The sequence below is a fragment of the Ktedonospora formicarum genome (assembly GCF_016587355.1).
GTDB classification, from domain to species: Bacteria; Chloroflexota; Ktedonobacteria; order Ktedonobacterales; family Ktedonobacteraceae; genus Ktedonobacter; species Ktedonobacter formicarum.
Genome location: NZ_BNJF01000003.1, coordinates 184,493 through 203,632 on the forward strand (window position 1 = coordinate 184,493; position 19,140 = coordinate 203,632).

The 19,140-nt window shown below is 55.2% G+C and carries 14 protein-coding genes and 5 pseudogenes; 9 read left to right on the forward strand and 10 right to left on the reverse strand.

What is annotated here, in order from left to right; all coding sequences use genetic code 11:
• Positions 1–158 precede the first annotated feature (158 nt).
• Positions 159–3,836, reverse strand: coding sequence for a WD40 domain-containing protein (locus K3T82_RS27110; protein WP_220196688.1), 3,678 nt, complete (start codon positions 3,834–3,836; stop codon positions 159–161).
• A 434-nt stretch (positions 3,837–4,270) separates the two neighbouring features.
• Between K3T82_RS27110 and K3T82_RS27115 the strand changes: the two genes are divergently transcribed.
• From K3T82_RS27115 to K3T82_RS27125, 3 genes are all read left to right on the forward strand, one after another.
• Positions 4,271–5,272 carry a zinc-dependent alcohol dehydrogenase family protein gene (locus K3T82_RS27115; protein WP_220196689.1) on the forward strand — a complete coding sequence of 334 codons (1,002 nt, stop codon included), beginning with the start codon at positions 4,271–4,273 and terminating at the stop codon, positions 5,270–5,272.
• A 196-nt stretch (positions 5,273–5,468) separates the two neighbouring features.
• Entirely contained in the window at positions 5,469–7,316 is a 1,848-nt protein-coding gene (gene asnB / locus K3T82_RS27120) for an asparagine synthase (glutamine-hydrolyzing) (protein ID WP_220196690.1), read from the forward strand.
• 21 nt (positions 7,317–7,337) lie between these two features.
• Positions 7,338–8,282 (forward strand): MFS transporter, encoded by a 945-nt coding sequence (locus tag K3T82_RS27125; RefSeq protein WP_220196691.1) that lies wholly within the window; start codon positions 7,338–7,340, stop codon positions 8,280–8,282.
• 137 nt (positions 8,283–8,419) lie between these two features.
• Here K3T82_RS27125 and K3T82_RS47965 read toward each other — a convergent pair.
• The 5 genes and pseudogenes from K3T82_RS47965 to K3T82_RS27140 all read right to left on the reverse strand — a co-directional run.
• Positions 8,420–8,599, reverse strand: a pseudogene (locus tag K3T82_RS47965) (transposase); the annotation flags it as partial.
• A 20-nt stretch (positions 8,600–8,619) separates the two neighbouring features.
• Positions 8,620–8,754 (reverse strand): annotated as a pseudogene (locus K3T82_RS50105) (hypothetical protein); the annotation flags it as partial.
• 113 nt (positions 8,755–8,867) lie between these two features.
• A pseudogene (locus K3T82_RS50110) lies at positions 8,868–9,407 on the reverse strand (alpha/beta fold hydrolase); the annotation flags it as partial.
• Positions 9,408–9,628: 221 nt separating this feature from the next.
• Positions 9,629–10,561: an alpha/beta hydrolase gene (locus K3T82_RS27135; RefSeq protein ID WP_220196692.1), complete on the reverse strand. Its 933-nt coding sequence runs from the start codon at positions 10,559–10,561 to the stop codon at positions 9,629–9,631.
• Between the two features lie 100 nt (positions 10,562–10,661).
• Positions 10,662–11,390 (reverse strand): MBL fold metallo-hydrolase, encoded by a 729-nt coding sequence (locus K3T82_RS27140; protein ID WP_236031658.1) that lies wholly within the window; start codon positions 11,388–11,390, stop codon positions 10,662–10,664.
• On the opposite strand from K3T82_RS27140, the gene K3T82_RS47975 reads away from it, so the two are divergent.
• Positions 11,286–11,699, forward strand: coding sequence for a hypothetical protein (locus K3T82_RS47975; protein WP_236031671.1), 414 nt, complete (start codon positions 11,286–11,288; stop codon positions 11,697–11,699). The genes K3T82_RS27140 and K3T82_RS47975 overlap by 105 nt on opposite strands.
• Before the next feature lie 116 nt (positions 11,700–11,815).
• Here the strand turns inward: K3T82_RS47975 and K3T82_RS27145 are convergent, their stop codons facing one another.
• From K3T82_RS27145 to K3T82_RS27155, 3 genes are all read right to left on the reverse strand, one after another.
• Positions 11,816–12,361 carry a nuclear transport factor 2 family protein gene (locus K3T82_RS27145; protein WP_220196694.1) on the reverse strand — a complete coding sequence of 182 codons (546 nt, stop codon included), beginning with the start codon at positions 12,359–12,361 and terminating at the stop codon, positions 11,816–11,818.
• On the reverse strand, positions 12,255–13,133 hold the full coding sequence (locus tag K3T82_RS27150) for an MBL fold metallo-hydrolase (protein WP_220196695.1): 879 nt from the start codon (positions 13,131–13,133) through the stop codon (positions 12,255–12,257). The genes K3T82_RS27145 and K3T82_RS27150 overlap by 107 nt, the downstream gene beginning before the upstream one ends.
• 96 nt (positions 13,134–13,229) lie before the next feature.
• Positions 13,230–14,234 (reverse strand): zinc-dependent alcohol dehydrogenase family protein, encoded by a 1,005-nt coding sequence (locus K3T82_RS27155; protein ID WP_220196696.1) that lies wholly within the window; start codon positions 14,232–14,234, stop codon positions 13,230–13,232.
• 563 nt (positions 14,235–14,797) lie between these two features.
• On the opposite strand from K3T82_RS27155, the pseudogene K3T82_RS27160 reads away from it, so the two are divergent.
• Together K3T82_RS27160 and K3T82_RS27165 are read left to right on the forward strand one after the other, a co-directional pair.
• A pseudogene (locus K3T82_RS27160) lies at positions 14,798–15,196 on the forward strand (IS6 family transposase); the annotation flags it as partial.
• Between the two features lie 230 nt (positions 15,197–15,426).
• A pseudogene (locus K3T82_RS27165) lies at positions 15,427–15,717 on the forward strand (DDE-type integrase/transposase/recombinase); the annotation flags it as partial.
• Positions 15,718–16,107: 390 nt separating this feature from the next.
• On the opposite strand, the gene K3T82_RS27170 reads toward K3T82_RS27165, so the two are convergent.
• Complete coding sequence (locus K3T82_RS27170; RefSeq protein WP_220196697.1) at positions 16,108–16,245, reverse strand: hypothetical protein; 138 nt, start codon at positions 16,243–16,245, stop codon at positions 16,108–16,110.
• A 510-nt stretch (positions 16,246–16,755) separates the two neighbouring features.
• Between K3T82_RS27170 and K3T82_RS27175 the strand changes: the two genes are divergently transcribed.
• The 3 genes from K3T82_RS27175 (at position 16,756) to K3T82_RS27185 (ending at position 19,138) form a co-directional block, all read left to right on the forward strand.
• On the forward strand, positions 16,756–17,250 hold the full coding sequence (locus tag K3T82_RS27175; protein ID WP_220196698.1) for a DUF1579 domain-containing protein: 495 nt from the start codon (positions 16,756–16,758) through the stop codon (positions 17,248–17,250).
• Between the two features lie 109 nt (positions 17,251–17,359).
• On the forward strand, positions 17,360–18,247 hold the full coding sequence (locus K3T82_RS27180; protein ID WP_220196699.1) for an ATP-grasp domain-containing protein: 888 nt from the start codon (positions 17,360–17,362) through the stop codon (positions 18,245–18,247).
• Positions 18,248–18,805: 558 nt separating this feature from the next.
• A complete protein-coding gene (locus K3T82_RS27185) occupies positions 18,806–19,138 on the forward strand; it encodes a cupin domain-containing protein (protein WP_220196700.1) in 333 nt (110 codons plus the stop codon).
• The last annotated feature ends 2 nt before the right edge of the window (positions 19,139–19,140 follow it).

Consider the following 19,140-nt stretch of genomic DNA (forward strand, 5'->3'; position numbering starts at 1 on the left):
CATATAAGGGCTGTGCAACACGCCTCTTGATCGCCAGAGAAGCCGCTATAGAAACAGAGATGTCTGATATCTGATAACCAACTCTCTTGACATTATCACTCGTCATTTATATGGTGGAGGCTATGTGGAAAATGTATGTCACCGGAAAGCAAATGCCTTTATCTGCCAATGTTTGCTTCTTCTACCGCCCCCAATGCATGCAATGACATGTTTTGCGCTTCGGAAAGACCCCGAATGCCTGTAATATTGAGTCGTTCGTAGGGGCGATCTCGTTGCAGCGTGCGTCGCAGATTGCCACCCTCAAGATCCCAGAGATGAATTGCCCCATCGTCTCCACAACTGACTAACCAGTACCCATTTGGGCTGGTCTTGAGGGACTGGGCAGTCCCCTGATGCGCCTTTCGTTGCCGCACACATTCTTTGGATTGTACATCCCACCAGCGTACCATACCATCACTGCCACCACTGATGAGCATTTCTCCGCTCGTTGCCCACGTGAGCGCGGAGACTTCTTCCATGCGCTCTCCAAACGCCTGTATGTGTTGCCCACTATGGACATCCCACACGAAGATCTCCCCACTTCCATCCTGCCTCTGACTGCCAGATCCCCAGGCCAACTGTCTGCCATCAGGGCTCCACGCTAGGCTCTTCGTCATCCCATAATGTCCAGGGAGACGGCGTAGCAACCTACCGCTCACTATGTCCCACAGACAGACACAGCCATCATCGCTACCACTGGCCAACCGGGTCCCATCGGGACTCCATGCCACCTGGGTCGCTGAGGCATGTGTCAGCCCCACCCATTTTCGGACGCCCGTGTTCACCTCCCATACCTGCACTCCACGAATCGTACTTGCACCGGCCAGCCACTTCCCATCGGGACTCCAGGCTACACCGAAGATCAAGGTACCAGCGTGGTCGGGATTCTGTATGGTCTGTATGACAACTCCTGTAGTTGCATCCCAGATTCGGATAGTGCCGTCCCAACTGCTACTAGCAAGCATCTGTCCATCGGGACTCCACGTCACTCCACGCACCACCCAGCTATGCCCGCGCAGGATGCTCGGTGACATCACGCTCTCCACCTCCCAGATCGCCACCAGGGTATCGGTCCCCGCGCTGGCAATTTTTGTGCCATCGGGATTCCAGGCAACATCATACAGAGAGACCGCATAACTCTGCCGATTTTGGACACACAGCTTCTGCTCGACGTCCCAGAGTCGTAAAGTGCTATCAGCACTGCCGCTGAGCAGATAGTGGCTGTCGGGAGTGAACGCGATCGAGTACACACTTGCCTCGTGTCCATACAGTGCTGTTCGATATCTACTGGCTTCGACGTCCCAGAGCCTGATAATGCGATCCTGCCCACTACTGGCGAGTAGGTGCCCATCCGGACTCCACGCAAGCGCAAACACCGGCTGGGCATGCCCTACCAATGTCTGAATACAGTGCCCACTTCCCACCTCCCATAGTTTCACGGTCTGATCAATACTTCCACTGGCCAGGGTACGTCCGTCGGGGGCAAAAGCTATCCCAGTGACCCAGGTAGCATGTCCCGTGAGCATCTGCACGTTGGCTTCAGATTGAACCTCAGGCTGCTCCCATATCCATATGGTTCCATCCTGGCTCCCACTGGCGAGCAGGCGTCCATCCGAACTCCAAGCCAATGCCTGTACTGGACTTGTCTGGCTGGGAAGAGCCCGCAGAAGGAGACCCGTGGTCGCGTCCCAGAGCTGCGTGGTCGCATCATTTCCGCCACTAGCCAGCGTCCGCCCATTGGGAGCAAAGGCAAGATAGTGGATCTTCGTAGCAAGCCTGTTTACCCAGAGCCCGGCGCCGTATTCTACCTCCCACAATTTGAGGGTCCCATCCCAACTTCCCGTGGCCAGCGTTGCCCCATCCGGGCTGAACGCCAGTGATCGTATTGTGTCAGTATGCGCCTGCCAGGCCAGATGAAGGATTTTCCCACCCTGCCGCCATACTTGTATCTTCCCTCGTCTGCTGCCCGTCGCCCAGAAGTCTCCATCGGGGCTCATCGCCACTGCACTGATCGTATCAAAAGACTCGGTGAAGACGGTGTCGTACAAGGTAGCTCCAATCAGGGAGGTATCTTGCATCTGGACATCTTGCAGGAACGCTCCGCGAAGGGAAAGTCTCGACAAATCCAGACCACTCAAATTCCCTCGCAGTACACGCAACAGTGTTACCAGATTGGTTGGCCCATATCCCTGGGCCAGATGATCCCAGCTACGCAGCTCGTCAAGCAATGAGAGCAAGTGTGCCTCCAGATCTGCTTGTTCCAGGTATATGTACCGCAGTCTGGTCAGCAGAGAAACGACGAGCAGTCGCTCCTGCATCTGGCGTACGTATTCCTTCGTCTGAGCCAGGCACAGCCCATAAGAGATGAGGTTGGCGAGCCTGCCCTGCTCAATCTCGCTCATTGCCTCTGAAATGAGACGCTCGGTTGCATATTCCAGTACCACCGATTGCAGTGTGAAGCTGCCTGGGTGTTGCCCACGCTCGATCAAGCAGCGGCGGAGGAGTCCATCAAGGGCTTCGAGCACCTGTGCAGAAGCCCTTGATGGGTGCAAGGCTGTCAGCAGATCTTCCAGACTCACTTGCTCACGCAGAATGGCCAACCAGAAGAATACGGTCCGCTCGAGCACCGAGAGACGATTATATTGTTCATCCAACAGCTCTCGCACGCCTCCAAAGATCACCTCGCCTTGTCGCAGAAATGGGACGATCTCACCCCTGAAGAGTTCCACGATGGTCTGTCCCACGATATTTAAGGCCAGAGGGTTGCCCTGGTACGCCTCGATCAGATGTCTTCGGTCGTGCGCCGTGCCCCCGACGTCCTTTTCCTCCAGCAATTGAGCGCCTGCCAGAGCATCCAATCCTGACAAACGCAAGGCGCGCACCGAGGAGCGTTTGCTTTCCAGGGGCACGAGGTCCGCCGGTTTCTCGCGGCTGGTGAGCAACAGACAGCTCTGGTGTGCTGTTTCCCCCATCTGGCACAGGAGTCGGGCATATCCTTCAGCGCCTGCACGCATACGGCCTGTGCTTCGACCTTCCTCCAAAAGCGTCTCTAGATTATCCAGCACCAGAAGTACATGCCTGGTGCGCAATTGCTCCATGAGGAGGCGAAGACGTGCTTCTAGAGTATCGGGCGTCTTTTGCAGCAAATGCGGGGCCAACGCCTGCAAGCATTCCTCCAAGAGCCCTTTACAGTCAGGAGCATCACGCAGAGAGCGCCAGATTACGACCTCGAATTGTTTCGCTATCTGGTGCATCACTGTAGTGACCAGCGCCGACTTGCCAATGCCGCCCATGCCCAGTACACTGACGATCCGGCAGCCTTCTTGTCCAATCCACCGTGCGAGCGTGGCCAATTCTTTCTGACGCCCATAAAAGCAGGGGACATCGAATGCCTCCCCCCAATCCACCTGTGGTTCCCTCTCAGGGGCATTGTGCAAGCCAGCGACAGAAGTTGGTTCCTTCCCGCCAGTGCTCGGATGGGAGGCTGAGTGGCAGAGCAACTTGTGTAGCCACTCCTCATCAAGCAGCATCTTCTGGTGAGCCGTACTCCAGAAAGTGCGCATCTCCTCTTCCTCCTGTTCTGCACGAAAGGCGTGTTGCTGATGAGCGAGGGCCAGCAATGCTTGCAGGTGTATAGCGTTCGGGTACGTCTCACCTGCCTCCCAGCGGCAGATGGCTTTGCGTGTGATCCCCAACAGCTCTGCCAAGCCCTTTTGGGTTAGCCCGATGCTGGTGCGCAGAGTCAACATTCTCTGGCCAAAGACGTAATCGCGTTCTTTGTGCAAGAACCGACTCATGAGCAGACTCCTTCTAACGAACTGCAGGAGGGTAGAGATATGGGACGTGAAATGGGACCTGATGCGTACTGTTTTCCTCGGCCATTGCCAGTATACTGAGTCATATCGTAGGTACGCTCTATGCGAAGCCACACTAATAGAGGAGGGCCTCTTGACCTCTCATGTGCTTGCAGGTCCTCCCGCTTGGCACGCTGTCCCTTTTGACAGTGCTCATTGTAGCATAGCAGATGTTGACAGTGAACAGATGAAAGACAGTGGGTTGTGGAAGTAGGAAAACAACCTGCCTCCGGTCTCTCTGCTCACCCGCTAGAGCAAGCACGTGCGTAAGAAAAAGCAAACACATATGCGAGGAGCCATTTGTCGCTCGGCGCTTGCTCTCCAAGCGCGAAATGTGGAGATATCACGAACCAGAAAAAACTAAGGAGCATAGAAGGATGAAAGCTATTCGATTTAAGCAGTATGGTGAGCCTGCAAAGGTCCTTGAGGTTCAGGAGTGCCCTCTCCCAGAACCAGGAGAGGGTGAAGTGCGCGTTCGTATCCTGGCCAGTCCCATTAACCCCTCGGACCTGCTGTTTGTGCGAGGCCACTATGCCGGGGTGCAACCCCATTTCCCATCACCTGCCGGATTTGAGGGGGTTGGCATTGTCGATGTTCTCGGGCCACAGGTGAGCGGCCTTGTCCCTGGACAGCGCGTCGTGGTCATCAATGGGAAGGGTGGCAACTGGGCTGAATATGTTGTGGTGCCAGCCTTCTCTCTGCTTCCAGTCCCTGATGATATTTCTGATCTCCAGGCAGCCACCTCTATTATCAACCCGGCCTCTGCCATCCTCATGCTTCGCCACGTCCTGGCTATTCCCAAAGGGGAATGGTTGCTCCAATCGGCAGCCGGTTCTGAACTGGGGCGCATGATCATCAGGTTGGCCAAACATGATGGCATCCGTACGATCAACGTCGTGCGCCGCCGCGAAGCAGTGGCTGAGCTGGAGCAACTGGGGGCTGACGCGGTGATCGTGTCCACCGAGGGACCGATTGACGAGCAGGTGCGCCAGATTGTAGGCCCACAGGGCGTCAAGTATGCCATCGATCCTGTGGCTGGAGAAACCGGAACCCGGATCTATCAGGCGCTGGGTGAAGAGGGCAGAATGCTGGTCTATGGTTCCCTTACCGGTGAGCCGATCCGTGTCGGAGCTGATCCCCGCTTCACCTTGGCAGGCCGGCGCACCCTGGAAGTGTTCTGGCTCGGCTACTGGTTTCCCCGACTGGATGAAGCCACACGACGTCAATTGGTGCAGGAGAGGGTCTCACTGCAGCGTGCGGGAATTCTCACGACCTCCGCGGCCCAACATTTCCCTCTCGACAAGATAGGCACAGCGGTCACCCAGGCAGAAGCCACAGACCGGCAGGGAAAAGTGCTCCTCGTCCCTGAGAAACCTTAACTACTCAGGATGGCCTGATACCCTCATCGCAAAAGGTGCCAATTGGCGCCATTTGCGATGAATGAAGCGAGATAAAGAGTGGTTTTCCCAGATTCTGAATGGTCAATTTCTCCCATGTGCGCCGATTTCCCAGGTTTTCGCTTGAAAATCGGTTGAAATTTCAGCTTCTTTACCACCTGGAAAGCGAGTTTCTTCTATGTGCGGTATCACTGGATGGATCGATTGGGAACAGGACCTCTCGGAGCAGCAAGCGGTGCTGAAGGAGATGGCCTGTACATTAAAAGAGCGTGGGCCAGATCGCGAGGGCTACTGGCTCTCCTCCCACGCCGCGCTGGCACACCGCCGTCTGATCGTTATTGATCCCGTTGGCGGCAAACAACCTATGCTCTTTACACGGGGGGAGCAGACCTATGCTCTGACCTATAACGGCGAGATCTATAACTTCCGCGAGCTGCGCGAGGAACTGCGAGCACGCGATCATGTCTTTCGTACGCACTCCGATACCGAAGTGTTGCTTCATGCCTATGTCGAATGGGGGGAAGACTGTGTTGACCACTTGAATGGCATCTTCGCCTTTGCTATCTGGGACGAGGCGCGCCAGCAACTCTTCATTGCCCGTGATCACCTGGGAGTCAAACCGCTCTTCTATGCCCAGGTAGGCAGCACCATTGTCTTTGGCTCAGAGATCAAGGCTCTGCTGGCACATCCACTGATCGAGCCTATCCTGAATGACGAGGGAATGAAGGCCATCTTTGTCTCGATCTTTTTGTCCGGTGGTGGCATCTTCCGCGATGTTCAGGAGCTACGCCCAGGTCACTGTGCAACCTTTACGCGCGAGCGCACACACGTTCGCCAGTACTGGCAGCTCGTGAGCAGGCCTCACACCGATAACCTGGAGACGACCACCGAGTATATTCGCTCGCTCCTGAGCGATACCGTGAGTCGTCAGCTCATTGCTGATGTCCCCGTGGTCACGCTCCTCTCTGGTGGACTGGACTCCAGTGGTGTGACCTCGCTGGCGGCGCGCGAGTTCCAGAGGGAAAACCAGGTGCTCAATACCTACGCCATCAATTACGTCAATAGCGAAGAGCATTTTGAGGGAAATGCTTTTCGCCCAAGCATCGACCGTCCCTATGCCGAACAGGTGGCGCGCGACCTACCAACCAATCACCATAACATTATGGTTTCGACTGAGGAACTCATCGGGAACCTGCTGGTGCCGATGCGTGCCCACGACCGACCGACAATGGGCCAAATGGAGACCTCGCTCTATCTGCTCTTCAAAGCCATTAAGCAGAACGCGACGGTGGCGCTCTCGGGCGAGTCGGCCGATGAGATCTTCGGCGGCTATCCCTGGTTCCACCAGGAGCATGCGCTCAATACGCCGACCTTCCCCTGGATCGCCGCGCGCATGAATCCCGGGAGTAATACTCCATTGATGCAGATGGGGTTGCCATTCGTCTCGCCAGCCCTGGCCCACGAACTCCATCCACATGAGCACATGCAACAGTTGTATCAGGAGGCTCTGGCCGAGGTTCCACGCCTTGAGGGCGAGTCTTCACGTGACACCCGCATCCGCGAGATCTTCTATCTGAATATGACGCGTTTCCTGCGCCTGCTGCTGGACCGTAAGGACCGCATGAGTATGGCGACTGGCCTGGAGGTACGCGTCCCCTTCTGCGATCACCGCCTGGTGCAATATGTCTGGAATATTCCCTGGGAAATGAAGGCCATCGATCATATCGAGAAAGGCATCCTGCGTCGCGCCTTTCGCGGATTGCTTCCCGAGGAGGTACGTATGCGCCGTAAGAGCGCGTATCCAATCTCGTTCGATCCAGCCTATACCCAGGCTGTACGCCGCTGGACGCTGGAGATTCTCAATACTGCCAATGCACCAGTCAACACCTTCGTCAATAGAGCGTTTCTCCGCCAGCTCGCAGAGCATCCCGATGAGCAGAAGCGGGGCGAAAATGCCTACTTCCTCTTCGACTACCTGATCCAGACCAATGCCTGGTTGCAAGAATATCATGTCGTAACATCATAAGGAGGCGACCTCAAATGGTGGTTGAGTGAGAAAGCTCATCAAGGAAAAACAGAAGCTGACGATACCCATCATACGCGCCTTATGAGGTGGCATGGTCGCACAACCATCTGCGCTGGGTCGGGTAGAAACGTAAAAGGCTCGAAGAAAGTACGAGCGGATATCCTGGGCATGATCTTCTCAGCGCTTGGTTTTGGTCTGATTCTCTATGCTGCATCGATCTCAGGCGGACAAGGCATGAGTTGGGCCAAACCACAGGTTCTTATCTCACTGGGCAGCGGTCTGCTGAGCCTGATCATTTTCACATTGGTCGAATTGCGTTTGGAAGATCCTCTCCTGGATCTGCGCCTGTATGCGATTCCCAGTTTTACTCTCGCCAATATCACTAATCTTGTCGGTACGATTGCACTCTTTGGCGCAGAATTTCTCCTGCCTCTGTACCTACAAATTCTCCGTGGTGAAAGCGCTTTTCAAACCGGTCTGATTCTGTTGCCAATGGCTGTAACTGCAGCTATCATCAGCCCCATCTCGGGGAAGATCTCAGATCGTTTCGGTCCGCGCATGCCAATTCTAATAGGCTTTCTGCTAATTACTTTCACTACCTACCAACTGGCACATATCGAGCTGAATACCAGTATCCAGCTTATTATGCTGATTGTTGCCCTTCGCGGCATTGCGGTCGGGCTCATTATTCAAAATAGCCAGGTTGCTGCCTTGCTGGATGTGCCGATGAAGCGCATTAATCGCGCGACACCGCTGATCCAGGCCACTCGCCAGACAATGCAGTCTATTGGTGTAGCTGCACTGTCTACAATTCTTATAAGTGCAATAACGATTACTGTACCAGCGGCAATAGCCAATGGCGAAACGTCAAATTTGGGTAAATTACCACCCGCCCTCCGCGCCACAGCAGAGCAGGGCATCCATACCTTTCAGAACCAATTTATTAGGGCACATTCCTGCTCATAAATCGAAGTGCTGAGCGTTGGGAAAGCGACTTATATCAAAACTGTTTAAGTAGTGTCGAAAGAAGCAGGCCATCAATGTCTGCAAATGACTTCAGGATGAGCTTGCAGCCAGCCTCAACGCTCGGCTTGGACCTGCTCTCATACATCGAGTGAGTTGAAGATCCGATTGGCGAGCGGCTCATTGGAGAGAGGCCAGAGCCGTTCAGCAGGCTGCAGTTCGGATGAATGCGATGGCAAAAAGAACAGATACAACCCTTGGGGAACCTGAAACTCTCGACTTTTGTGCCAACCAGCCTGATCCCAAACCAGGAGAATGTACTACAGCCCCACTTAGTCCGTCAGGGAGCGGGAAGAGAGAGGCGAGCCGCAAAAGCCTCATCCAGAGGAAGGAGAATCTGGAGAACCCGCTCCCAGAGCCCTTCTTTACACCAGCGCCGATACTGGTAGACAACAGTCTCCCACGGCCCAAAGCGTTCAGGAAGGTGGCATCAGGAGGAGCCTGCGTGGGTGATCCATAAGACGGCTTCGACCCGCAGGCGCACTCTTCTGTTCGGCGGCCGCGTTTGGGTTGCGCGGGCTCGAACAGCCGATTCGCTCCGTAGAAGAGGAGGCTCATATCTTTGTAAAACTGTGGGTGGTCCTCGGTAATGCTCGCCAGGAACTGATCGAAAAGCGCGATGGGCAGCCCGCCGGGATTGGAGGCAGTCTTGAGCATCAGTGGGGGCACCGCGCCCACCAGAACGGCCTTCGAGAGGCAGTCGGCGCCGTGACGACCAATATGGCGGGCGACCTCGCCGCCACCAGTAGAATGGCCGACCAGGGCGGTGTGGCGCAGGTCGAGCGTGTCGAGGAGCGCCGCCAGATCATCGGCGTAGTGGTCCATGTCGTTGCCCTCCCAGGGCTGGCTGGAGCGTCCATGGCCGCGCCGGTCATGGGCAATGGCGCGATAGCCCTGAGAGGCCAGGAAGAATATCTGATCGTCTCAGGCATAAGCATTCAGTGGCCAACCGTGACTGAAGACGACAGGCTGGCCCGCGCCCCAGTCTTTGTAGAAGATCGTTGTTCCGTCTTGTGTGGTGATGGTACCTGTACTCACGGGATTGTCCTCCTTCCTGCACGAAACCATTCTTCTTTGCTTTTCCCCTCCATGTCAGCTTCTCGATCATTTACCGGTAGCGGTTTATGCATCCAGATCCCTGGCTTTCGGTCTCTGGCCCCAGATCCAGTTGGCCTTATTTGCCGCCTGGAAAGCGGCTCATCTGGGTACCCTGCACTTGTTTTTGCCTGTGCTTGCACTGATCGTCGACTGGAGCGCCTCTTCTCTCTTGCGCGTCTTCTGCCTGCAGATTACTGCGCGACCTGCAAGTGCTGGAGAAACCATTCACGAGCGGCTGCATTGGCGGTTAGGCGCTGCCTTCCATAGATGTCGTAATGGCCGCCAGGCACCAGGCACAGTTGTTTTGGTTCGCAGGCCCGCCCGTAGGCCGCCAGGATTTCGTCGGTCAGCGTGACCGTATCAGCATCAGCCATGATCACGAGCAGTGGCGTTGGTCCAATGCGCTCAATGTAACTGCCAGGCTCATATTCCGCGTACATCTCAAGCGAACGGAGCGTAATCTCGTTGCGCCAGGTGGCGCTGCGTTCTTTTGACATATAGCGCAGCCAGATTCCTCCATCATTGCCGATGGGCTGGACAATCTCAGTGGTACTGGAAGAAAGCGTCCCAATATCTGCGGGGGAGAGTTCGTCAAAAACGGGAACCATTGTCGGAGCCTTTCCACTGAAACGCGTGTGCCGGTCGGTCTCAAAGCGTTTCCGCATGGCAGTCCATGTGTCACCGGGATAGCGCCGTAAGCTATTGCGCCACCCGCTGATCGTGGGAACCTGGGCTACCACACATGTGACCCGCTTATCAATGGCCCCGACGACCAGGACATGGCCTCCACTGTAGCTCGATCCCCATATGCCGAGCCGCTGGGGATTGACCTGGGGAAGAGTTTGAGCAAAGGTGATGGCATGGCGATAATCGCGAACCTGCGCCCAGGGATCAATTTCTTGCCGGGGGAGGCCATCACTGGCCCCAAAATTGCGTTGGTCATAAACCAGCGTGGCAAGACCAGCGTCGGCGAAAGCCTCGGCAAAGAGGTCCAGGGACTGTTCTTTCACCCCCGCCCATCCATGAGCCATGACCACCAGGGGAAAAGGGGGGGCCTGCTCCGGCAGATATAACCAGCCACGCAGGCTGGTTCCCTCCGCATCAAACGTCACATCGCTTCTCATGGTGTTCACCTTTCTCACGCGCTCTGCGGCGAGCATGCCTTTCACACAGATCGACCAGAATCGTCAGAACCCTGTCCATTTTTTACCAGGTTCGCAACGCTCAGGCCGTCTGCCCTTCCTCCGGTTTCAGGGCACTCACTGATGACCAGAGGGCACCGGGATTGACCCGCTCCGGATAGAGCGAGAGCATCTGGTCGTAAAGTTCGCGGGCCGTTGTAGTTGTTCCGACAAGTCGGTCGAAATCGCGAATATACTGCCGGGTCTCTTCGATGATCCTGGGGTCGTCATCGGCTCCCGGTCGCTTATGGCCAGCGATCACGACGTGAGGGCGGAGCGCTTCGATGGTGTCCAGAGCAGCCTGCCACTCGCGGCGCGTGTGCGCGTTGGACTCGGCAAGAAAGAGATGGACGTCGTTGTAGACGGCATCTCCTGCGACCACCAGGCCAAGAGACGGGACATGTAGGCATGTCGTGTGGTCCATATCGGTATGTCCGAGGAGCACGACGACCAACTCGTTCCCCTCCAGGTCCAGCACGTTTTCGGTCAGGGCCTCAGCCAGCACCAGCTGATCGGCCAGTTGCCCGGGAAAACGTGACTCCCAAAACGATGCGAGAAATGGCGGCGCTGCTTGCTGGCGCATGGTCTCGACGACCTCTGGCCTCGCCACTAGGCGGGCGCGCGGAAAGCGCTGGAGAAGGGTCGTCGCGCCAAAGAAATGGTCGCCGTGGCCGTGTGTCGCGTAGATGGTGGTCAGGCGCTTGCCGTGCGCTTCGACCCACGTTCCCAGAGCGTGCGCCTGCGCGACAGTGAGCAAGGCGTCAATCAGCACGGCGTCCCTTTCCCCACAGATGAGCGTCGCCGAGGTCGGCGACCAGAGCCGCTGCTTTTCGCCTGGAGGCGGGTCGAGGTTTGCAAGAGGGAGGCTTGGCGTGACAAACACCTCCCAGTGAAGCTCACGGCCGCGCGTTTCGCTCTCAGTCATCGGAGTGTCTCCTTTCAGTCATCGGATTCTCTCTGTTCCTGGATCGGCTCGCGCCACACGGCGGCTCACGGCGGGGTATGCGCAAGCGCTGCCAGGCCAGAGCAGGTTGTCTCATCCAACTACAGGTCAGCTAGGAATGCCGTTCTCAGTATCTGAGCGGAGGAGGTGCCAGAAGCCGCCTGTTGTGGCCTCAAACCGCCTCGCCCTCTTCCATGGCGGGAGCGAGGCCCACAGAAGCGCGGAGTGGAGGAGAGCAGATGGACCCTCTTCGCTCAGCCTGCACTGTCCTTCCAAAAGAGCCCGGCATCCTCCGCGCCAATCATGCGCTTGCCCAGTTCCGCGGAGAAGGCGAGCAACCCGTCTAAAGGACGATGTTGGATCACGACATGGTCGATCTTGCCCTCCTGGTTGGTGGCCAGGATCGTGGAGCCACGGAGAGGCTTACCGCCGAACGCCGTCGCGACCCACTCGACATAACACCGCTGGCCACTACGCGCCTGGTCGGTAAACACTAACGACTCATAGATCTCTGCTGTGGTCCACAACAACTGCCTGACTCGCTCACGACCCACGACCGGCTCGCGCAGGGCAGATGCTTCCAGGACAACGTTCTCGGCAAATTCCTCGGCGAACGCGTTGGCATCCCTGGTAAAAAAGGCGTTTTGCCACGCGGTGAGGGCATCCGCTGGAGGGGGGCAGCGCCCGTTTTCGTCATGGTTTCGCTCCTTCTGCTGCTTTGGCAGCCTTTGCAGAAGCCCAGAGGGAACCTGGATTGACGCGATCGGGGTAGAGGGAGAGCATCTGGTCGTAAAGTTCACGAGCCGTTGTCGTTTCATGGGCCAAACGGTTGAAATCCCGAATGTACTGTCGAGTCGCTGCAATATGCTCAGGACCATCGGCATTCTCGGGATTCTTATGGCCCGCCACCACGGCACGGGGTTGGAGAGCCTCAAGTCTGTCAAGAGCCGCGATCCAATTGAGTCGACTCTGCTCGCTTGTCTCCGCCAGGTACGGATGAATGCCATTGTAGACCGCATCTCCCGCCACAATCAGGCCGATGGAGGGGACACACAGAGACGTGGAAGGGTCTGTGTCGGTAAACCCGTCGTCGATCACGACCAGTTGCTGCCCTTCGACTTCAAACGTCTCGCTGTCTAGAGCTTCGGGAACCACGAGAGGCTCCGGAATTTGCCCCGGAAATCGTGCCTTCCAGAAGCTGTTCAGGTACGCGGGATCAAGTTGCGTGTGCATTACCTGGACCACAGCAGGCGTGGCAACAGCTCTGGCGTTCGGAAAATGATCCTGGACGATCTTGATCCCAAAGGTATGATCACCATGCGCATGGGTCAGATAGATCGTGGTAAGGTGTTTCCCGCGCTTCTTGATCCACTCCACCAATTGTTGGTTCTGGTCAACGGTCACAAAGGTATCAACCAGAACGGCATCCTGGGAACCTGCTATCAGCGTGGCCGTATTGGCGACCCATTGCAACGATTCCGTCCCTGGTGGGATATCACGGGTGAGACTGGAACGCTTTAAAGCAAACACATCATAGGTAAGCGTTGAGCTTTGGGTTGAGAATGATGTCATGGGTGCTTCCTCCTCTAGAGAATATGGCAACCGAGGGCATTTTCAATCAAGGAAGACGTTCCTTGATTGAAAGCCTCTTTTTGTTAGCAGAAAGATCTACTGCTTCTCAGGGACGAGGAGTACCTTCCCTTGTCGGCCTACGGCTTCTGCCTGGATGACCGCCGCGCCAATCTCGTCAAGAGGGAAGGATTGGGCCGCGGAGGTCGTGAGAATCCCTTCGCGCAGCAGCGTGACAATGTCCTGCACCAATTGACGTCGTGCTGTTTCATCCAGCCGGGGCAACCAGTAGCCAAGCCAGAACACTTCCAGGATGCGCCAGCCTGCTAGAATGAACCGTGGGTCAGCCCCGACGCGGATGGGTTCTCCCGTGAGGGACCCATAGACCAGCATCCGGCCGTCATCGCCCAGCGCCTGGTACATCTGCGTTTCGGTTTCTCCGACCACCGGGTCGATGGCATATTTCACTCCCTGTGAACCGACGATCCTGCGCACTTGTTCGTCAATGGGCCCTTCTGTAGACACAATGACAGCATCGGCTCCCAGGTTCTCCAGTTCCGTTACCGCTTCACGGCGACGGACGATATTCACCGTGCGGATGCCATCGCGTTGGGCTAGTCGGATAATCATGCGTCCCAGTTCGGACCCGGCTGCCGATTGGAGCAGCCATTCGCCCTTGGAGATAGCCAGGATGTGACGTAGCATGAGAATGGCTGAGGCCGGGTTGATGAAGAAGGAGGCAATTTGCTCATCCGGAAGATGGTCAGGAACCGGCAGCAGCGCATGGGCAGGCACCACGGCATACTCGGCCCAGTTGCCACCAGTCTCTCCATTGATCACCGCGACGCGTTGTCCAGGAACAGGGTGGTCTGCATGCGGACCGAGTGCATCGACGATGCCAATCCCCTCAAATCCCACAGGAGAGGGAAAATAGGGTTGCACCCCGGCATAGTGGCCTCGTACAAACAGCAGATCTGAGGGGTTGACGGGGCTTGCCAGGATACGCACACGCACCTCCCCCTTTCCGGGTTCAGGCAGGGGCAGGTCCTGAACGGTCAGCACCTGTGCCGGCTCACCATAGTGAGTGAATTGAATTGCTTTCATCTGTTTCTTCTCCTTTGTACTCTCGTTCACACCAGTGATGACACCAAAGAGCCCCATCAATCCTGGGCATCATGCTGAGACTGGAGGGTGCTGGTCCATAAGGAGAAAGGCCACCGCAACCGCGACCTCTTCTTCTAGCTACCAGAGCGCAGCGTGACCAAAAGCGCGGAGATCAACCCTTGAGCGAGCTCTCAAAGCCTGACCCTTCCGCTGGCGGGCCTCCATCCAGAAGAGGCTTTGCTCCGCTCTCGAAAACGGACAGAATCAGCAGCAAAGAGGCGCTGCCTGGAGAAAGCTTTTGTTCATGCTTTCTCTTTCGCCTGAGCTTTATATAATCATCGTCATATATGTTAAAGGATAGGTAATGGTGGTTCGTCTGTCAAGGTGAGCGCATGGTTTTGCAGGGCTTTCCATTTCTCACAAAGGGGTTAAAAAAGAAAAGTTTCCCTTACAGAATAGAAAAACCAAATCACTCTCAAGGAAAACGCTGCATGGACTAGAGCGGTACTGTCAATTTAAACGGAAAGCCTCCAAAAAGCAGGACGGTATGATACAATCGATGCATGAAAAAGAATGAAGCAGCTTTCCTCTACAAAGGTTTCCGTTTTCCCTCCGAAATTATCGGTCATGCTGTCTGGTTGTATGTTCGCTTCTCGCTCAGTTTTCGCGATGTGGAAGAGCTTTTAGCACAACGAGGAATTGTCGTGACCTATGAGACGGTCCGGCAATGGTGTCTCAAATTTGGGCAAATGTGCGCCAATGCATTGCGCCATCATCATCCTCGCTGTGGCGACACGTGGCATCTGGACGAAGTTTTCCTTCCCATCAGGGGCAAGAAGCACTATCTGTGGTGAGCAGTAGATCAGGATGGCAACGTGTTGGATATCCTCGTGCAGAGCCAGCGCAACACAAAGGCAGTCACACGCTTCTTCCGCAAACTGCTCAAAGGGCTAAAACAAGTTTCTTGAAGAGTGGACAAGTATCCCTTTCTGTTGACATCTGTTGCTCTTGCGTTCGTCCCTCGTTTCTGCTAGAATTGCTCCTCGTACGGTGAGTGACACCGGAAGGGACGCCTGTGGAGATCCTGTAAGACCTGGTAGATCCAGGCACGTTGTTCGTTGAAGCAGGAACCGAACGCCAGATAGGGCTTGTCCGTATGTGGGTCAGTTTCGGATAACGGCTACTCTCTGTTCCACGCGTGATCATCACCGATACACTCAAGAGCTATGGCGCGGCCAAACGCGAGATCTTGCCAAGCGTGGAGCATTGGCAGCACAAAGGACTGAACCATCGAGCCGAGAACTCCCACCAACCCACGAGACTGCGGGAAAAGAAGATGCGGCGCTTCACATCAGCCAAGCATGCCCAACGCTTCCTCTCTGCTGATCGCGCCCATTGCTGGGTATTTCCAGCTGCGACGCCACCGTTTGCGTGCCGAAGAAGATTGTCCCCTGTGACAGGGCCGATTCCAGCAATGGAATGAGGTGACAGGGGTGAAACTGGCCGCATCATCCCAGAGGCATTCCCATCTTTCTTTGCATTTCAATGCCTCACTTCATTCTAGCACATCAATATATGCTATCCCTGTAACGGTAGGTAGGGCCTCTCGGCCTTTCCCCCGTTCCAATCGGAGCGGGCGAGTTTCCCCGCACTCCGCTTTCCGTACTTGTCCCTGTGACCCATTTTGAACCCTTCCCATGCAAGACCAAAGCCCTGTCTTCCTGGTAGACCACGCTCAAGTGGCTTCCCACCGACATTTTGGTATATGTAGGTCTACTTGAGTCGGTGACTTTCCTGGCAGACCTTCGCCTTGCCCAACCCATTGCAGGTCGTCATTTGACTACTACGCTGCCTCCGCCCTCTGTCCTGCACGCTAGCATTCTCGCGTCCCTTTCAGGTCAAGCAGTTGCAGAGTTCCCCAATTCCGTTCGGATGTGTTCTCACAACCCGTAGCTGCCTCCTCTACGCCAGGTGTTTTGTGGTCTACTTTTTCACGAAAGTTCGTATCCACATCGGGATACTCCCCCACCTGTATTCGCAGCAGGTGAGACCAACACCGTCGCCTTTTGGCTGAAGTGTCTCAACCGATTTCACTTCTTTCAACTGACGACGCTTCATACAGAGGTTCCTCGCGTCAGCATAGGCCGCAGGGTGAGCCCGATCTCTCTGGTCAGTTCCAGATATCGGTACATTGTCAGCGGCCTTCACACCTCGAAGAGTGCCACTCCTCGACGCATGCCGCTTCACCCTTCCATCGTTCTCCAAATGGAGTCCTTCTAGACAACACTTCCGCCCGTTAGTGGGCGCACGCGAATAAGTTGACAATATCCCAGTTTGAGCGATATTTGCACATGCATGAGAGAGAACTCCTTTGGTCAGCAATGTCATTTTCTTTTCTTCTCACACAACGAGTTTCTCTCTTTTTTTACCCCTGGCTTTTGGTCAGAACCAATGAGGGTCAAATATGTCCGCATAAGCCAGTATACTGTCTCCATAAGAACATTCTTTGGAGGAACGATCCATGTCTGGAACACATGATTTCGATTTTTGGCTGCATACCTGGGATGTGGTGAATAAACGCAGAAAGATCCGCTCGCTTTATGATCATCCTGATGACAATCACGAGGCGGAGTGGGAAGAATTCCCAGGCGTTGCCGGGATGGGGGCGAAGTACTGTGATGATCGCGTGATGGTAGATCATTATGAAGGTCACTACCCAGACGGACGGGTGACGAAAGGTCTCAACGTTCGGACGTTCGATCCAACGACGCAGGAATGGTCGCTGGTCTGGCTCGATAATTACCAGCCAGCAGACTTTACTCCTCTGGTGGGCAAATTTCAGGATGGCGTGGGCCGCTTCGAGCAAGTCATTCACCTGCATGGCAAGCCGGTCCATGTCCGCTACATTCTGGACAACTTTACCGAAACCTCCTTGCGTTGGCAGCAGGCTTTTTCCCTGGATGGCGGAGAGACCTGGGATACCAACTGGATTATGGAGTTCACCAAACGTCGCTAATGCTTACCATCTAAGGGTTTGTGAGAGGAGCGCGCTCGTCGCGCTCCTCTCAATTCGTGCGCTCTTACGATGCCGCTGCCAGACTTTTTGAGGAAGAAGAGAGACCTGTATGACATCTATTGCTCTGGTGACCTCTAGTGACGCACCAGCATTGAGTCCTGATGACCAGTTGCTTATTGAGCCACTCCAGGCGCGCGGATTGACGCCTCTGGCGGTCGCTTGGGACGATCCCACCGCCCAGTGGGAGCAGTTTGAGAGTATTGTGTTGCGTTCGACCTGGAACTATCATCGCTGCCTGGAGTCCTTTTTCTCCTGGCTCGACCATCTGGAAACCTTGCAGGTTCCGATCTGGAATCCTGTTCCAGCACTGCGGTGGAACGTGCAGAAAACCTATTTACGTGATCTGGCACAACTTGGCATCCCAACAATTCCCACCTTTTGGATAGAACAAGGGGAAACCGCATCTCTTGCGGCTCTCCTCAAGCAACTGCCATGGCGGGAAGCGGTTATCAAACCCATAGTAGGGGCCTGTGCTTCGGATGTCTGGAGAATTCAGGCCACGGAAATTGATCAGGCTCACGGGGCGCTCTCTGCGCTTGCCCAACAGAAAGGGCTGATGCTCCAGCCTTTTCTGCATGAGGTCCAGCGGGAGGGAGAATATTCTTTTGTCTTTCTGGGGGGAACATTAAGCCATACCGTCTTAAAACGCCCTCAGCAGAATGATTTTCGGGTACAACCGGTGTATGGGGGAACATGCCTGCATGTCGTGCCGGCACCCGCTCTGTCTGAACAGGCTGAGGAAATCTATCAAGCGCTGCCCCGCCCGCTCCTCTATGCACGCATTGATGCGCTTGTGCAAGAAAACCGATTAGTGGTTATGGAAGTGGAACTCACCGAACCAGATCTCCTTCTGAGATTTGACTCATGTGCCCCTCTTCGGTTCGCACAGGCTTGCTCTGACCATTTTTTGGAGAGGAAGGAAACCCTGTCCCATTGAGATCAAGCCATCGCGTGGAGAGGAGCTGAGCATTTTCTTCTAACCTGACTCACCGATGGGGTTCCCTGAAATTTGTAGAACTTTGCGGCAAAAAGGGGCGCGACATGCTTCATAGATACAATAGCAAGAATTGCTTCACAAAGTGGTTTAAGTTGAAAGGAAACTGTTCTCGATCTCTCGGTCGGCGAGGGCGCGCAAGGTCACATCCCCATTCCTGCTTTTTTGCCTCTTCCCTTCACGTGTCTCGGCGGAATGTCATGCATCTGATCAATGCTCCACTTGCTTGAACAGATACTGCCAACCTATGCTTCACAGAGGATGGATGAGTTGTCGACTGTGAGAGGAGAGTGTACGTCAATTTTTTGCAATGCAGAACAATCACCAGCAAGGTGACAAATTGATGACAAAAGTACGGGAAAAGTTCACCTTTCTGCCATCTCAGGTCGCTATACTGGAACCTGTACCCTCATTCTTAGGGCACCAGACGAGAGGATAGGAAGTGTAGGAGGAGAAATAGTTCATTTTTTCAACAAAGAGAAAGCAAAGGAGAAAGAACCTATGGCAACCATTCTTCCCAAAGAGCAGCTTCAGAATGGCTACCTGTTTCAAGGAAAGGACTATGGAGATATACCCATTTCATTTTTCTGGATGCAGCTTCCGCCTGATGGAGGACCCAAGCTGCACTACCACCCGTACGACGAGATTTTTATCGTTCTGGAGGGTCGCGCCACGTTCACGGTGGGTGAGAGTACGTTAGAGGTCGAGGCAGGAAACGCCGTGATCGGGCCAGCCAATGTGCCTCACAAGTTCAGCAATGCGGGTTCGGAGAGCTTGAGGATCATCACGATCCATCCGAGTCCAAAGACCATCGGAACGCGAGTTGAGGGCTGAGA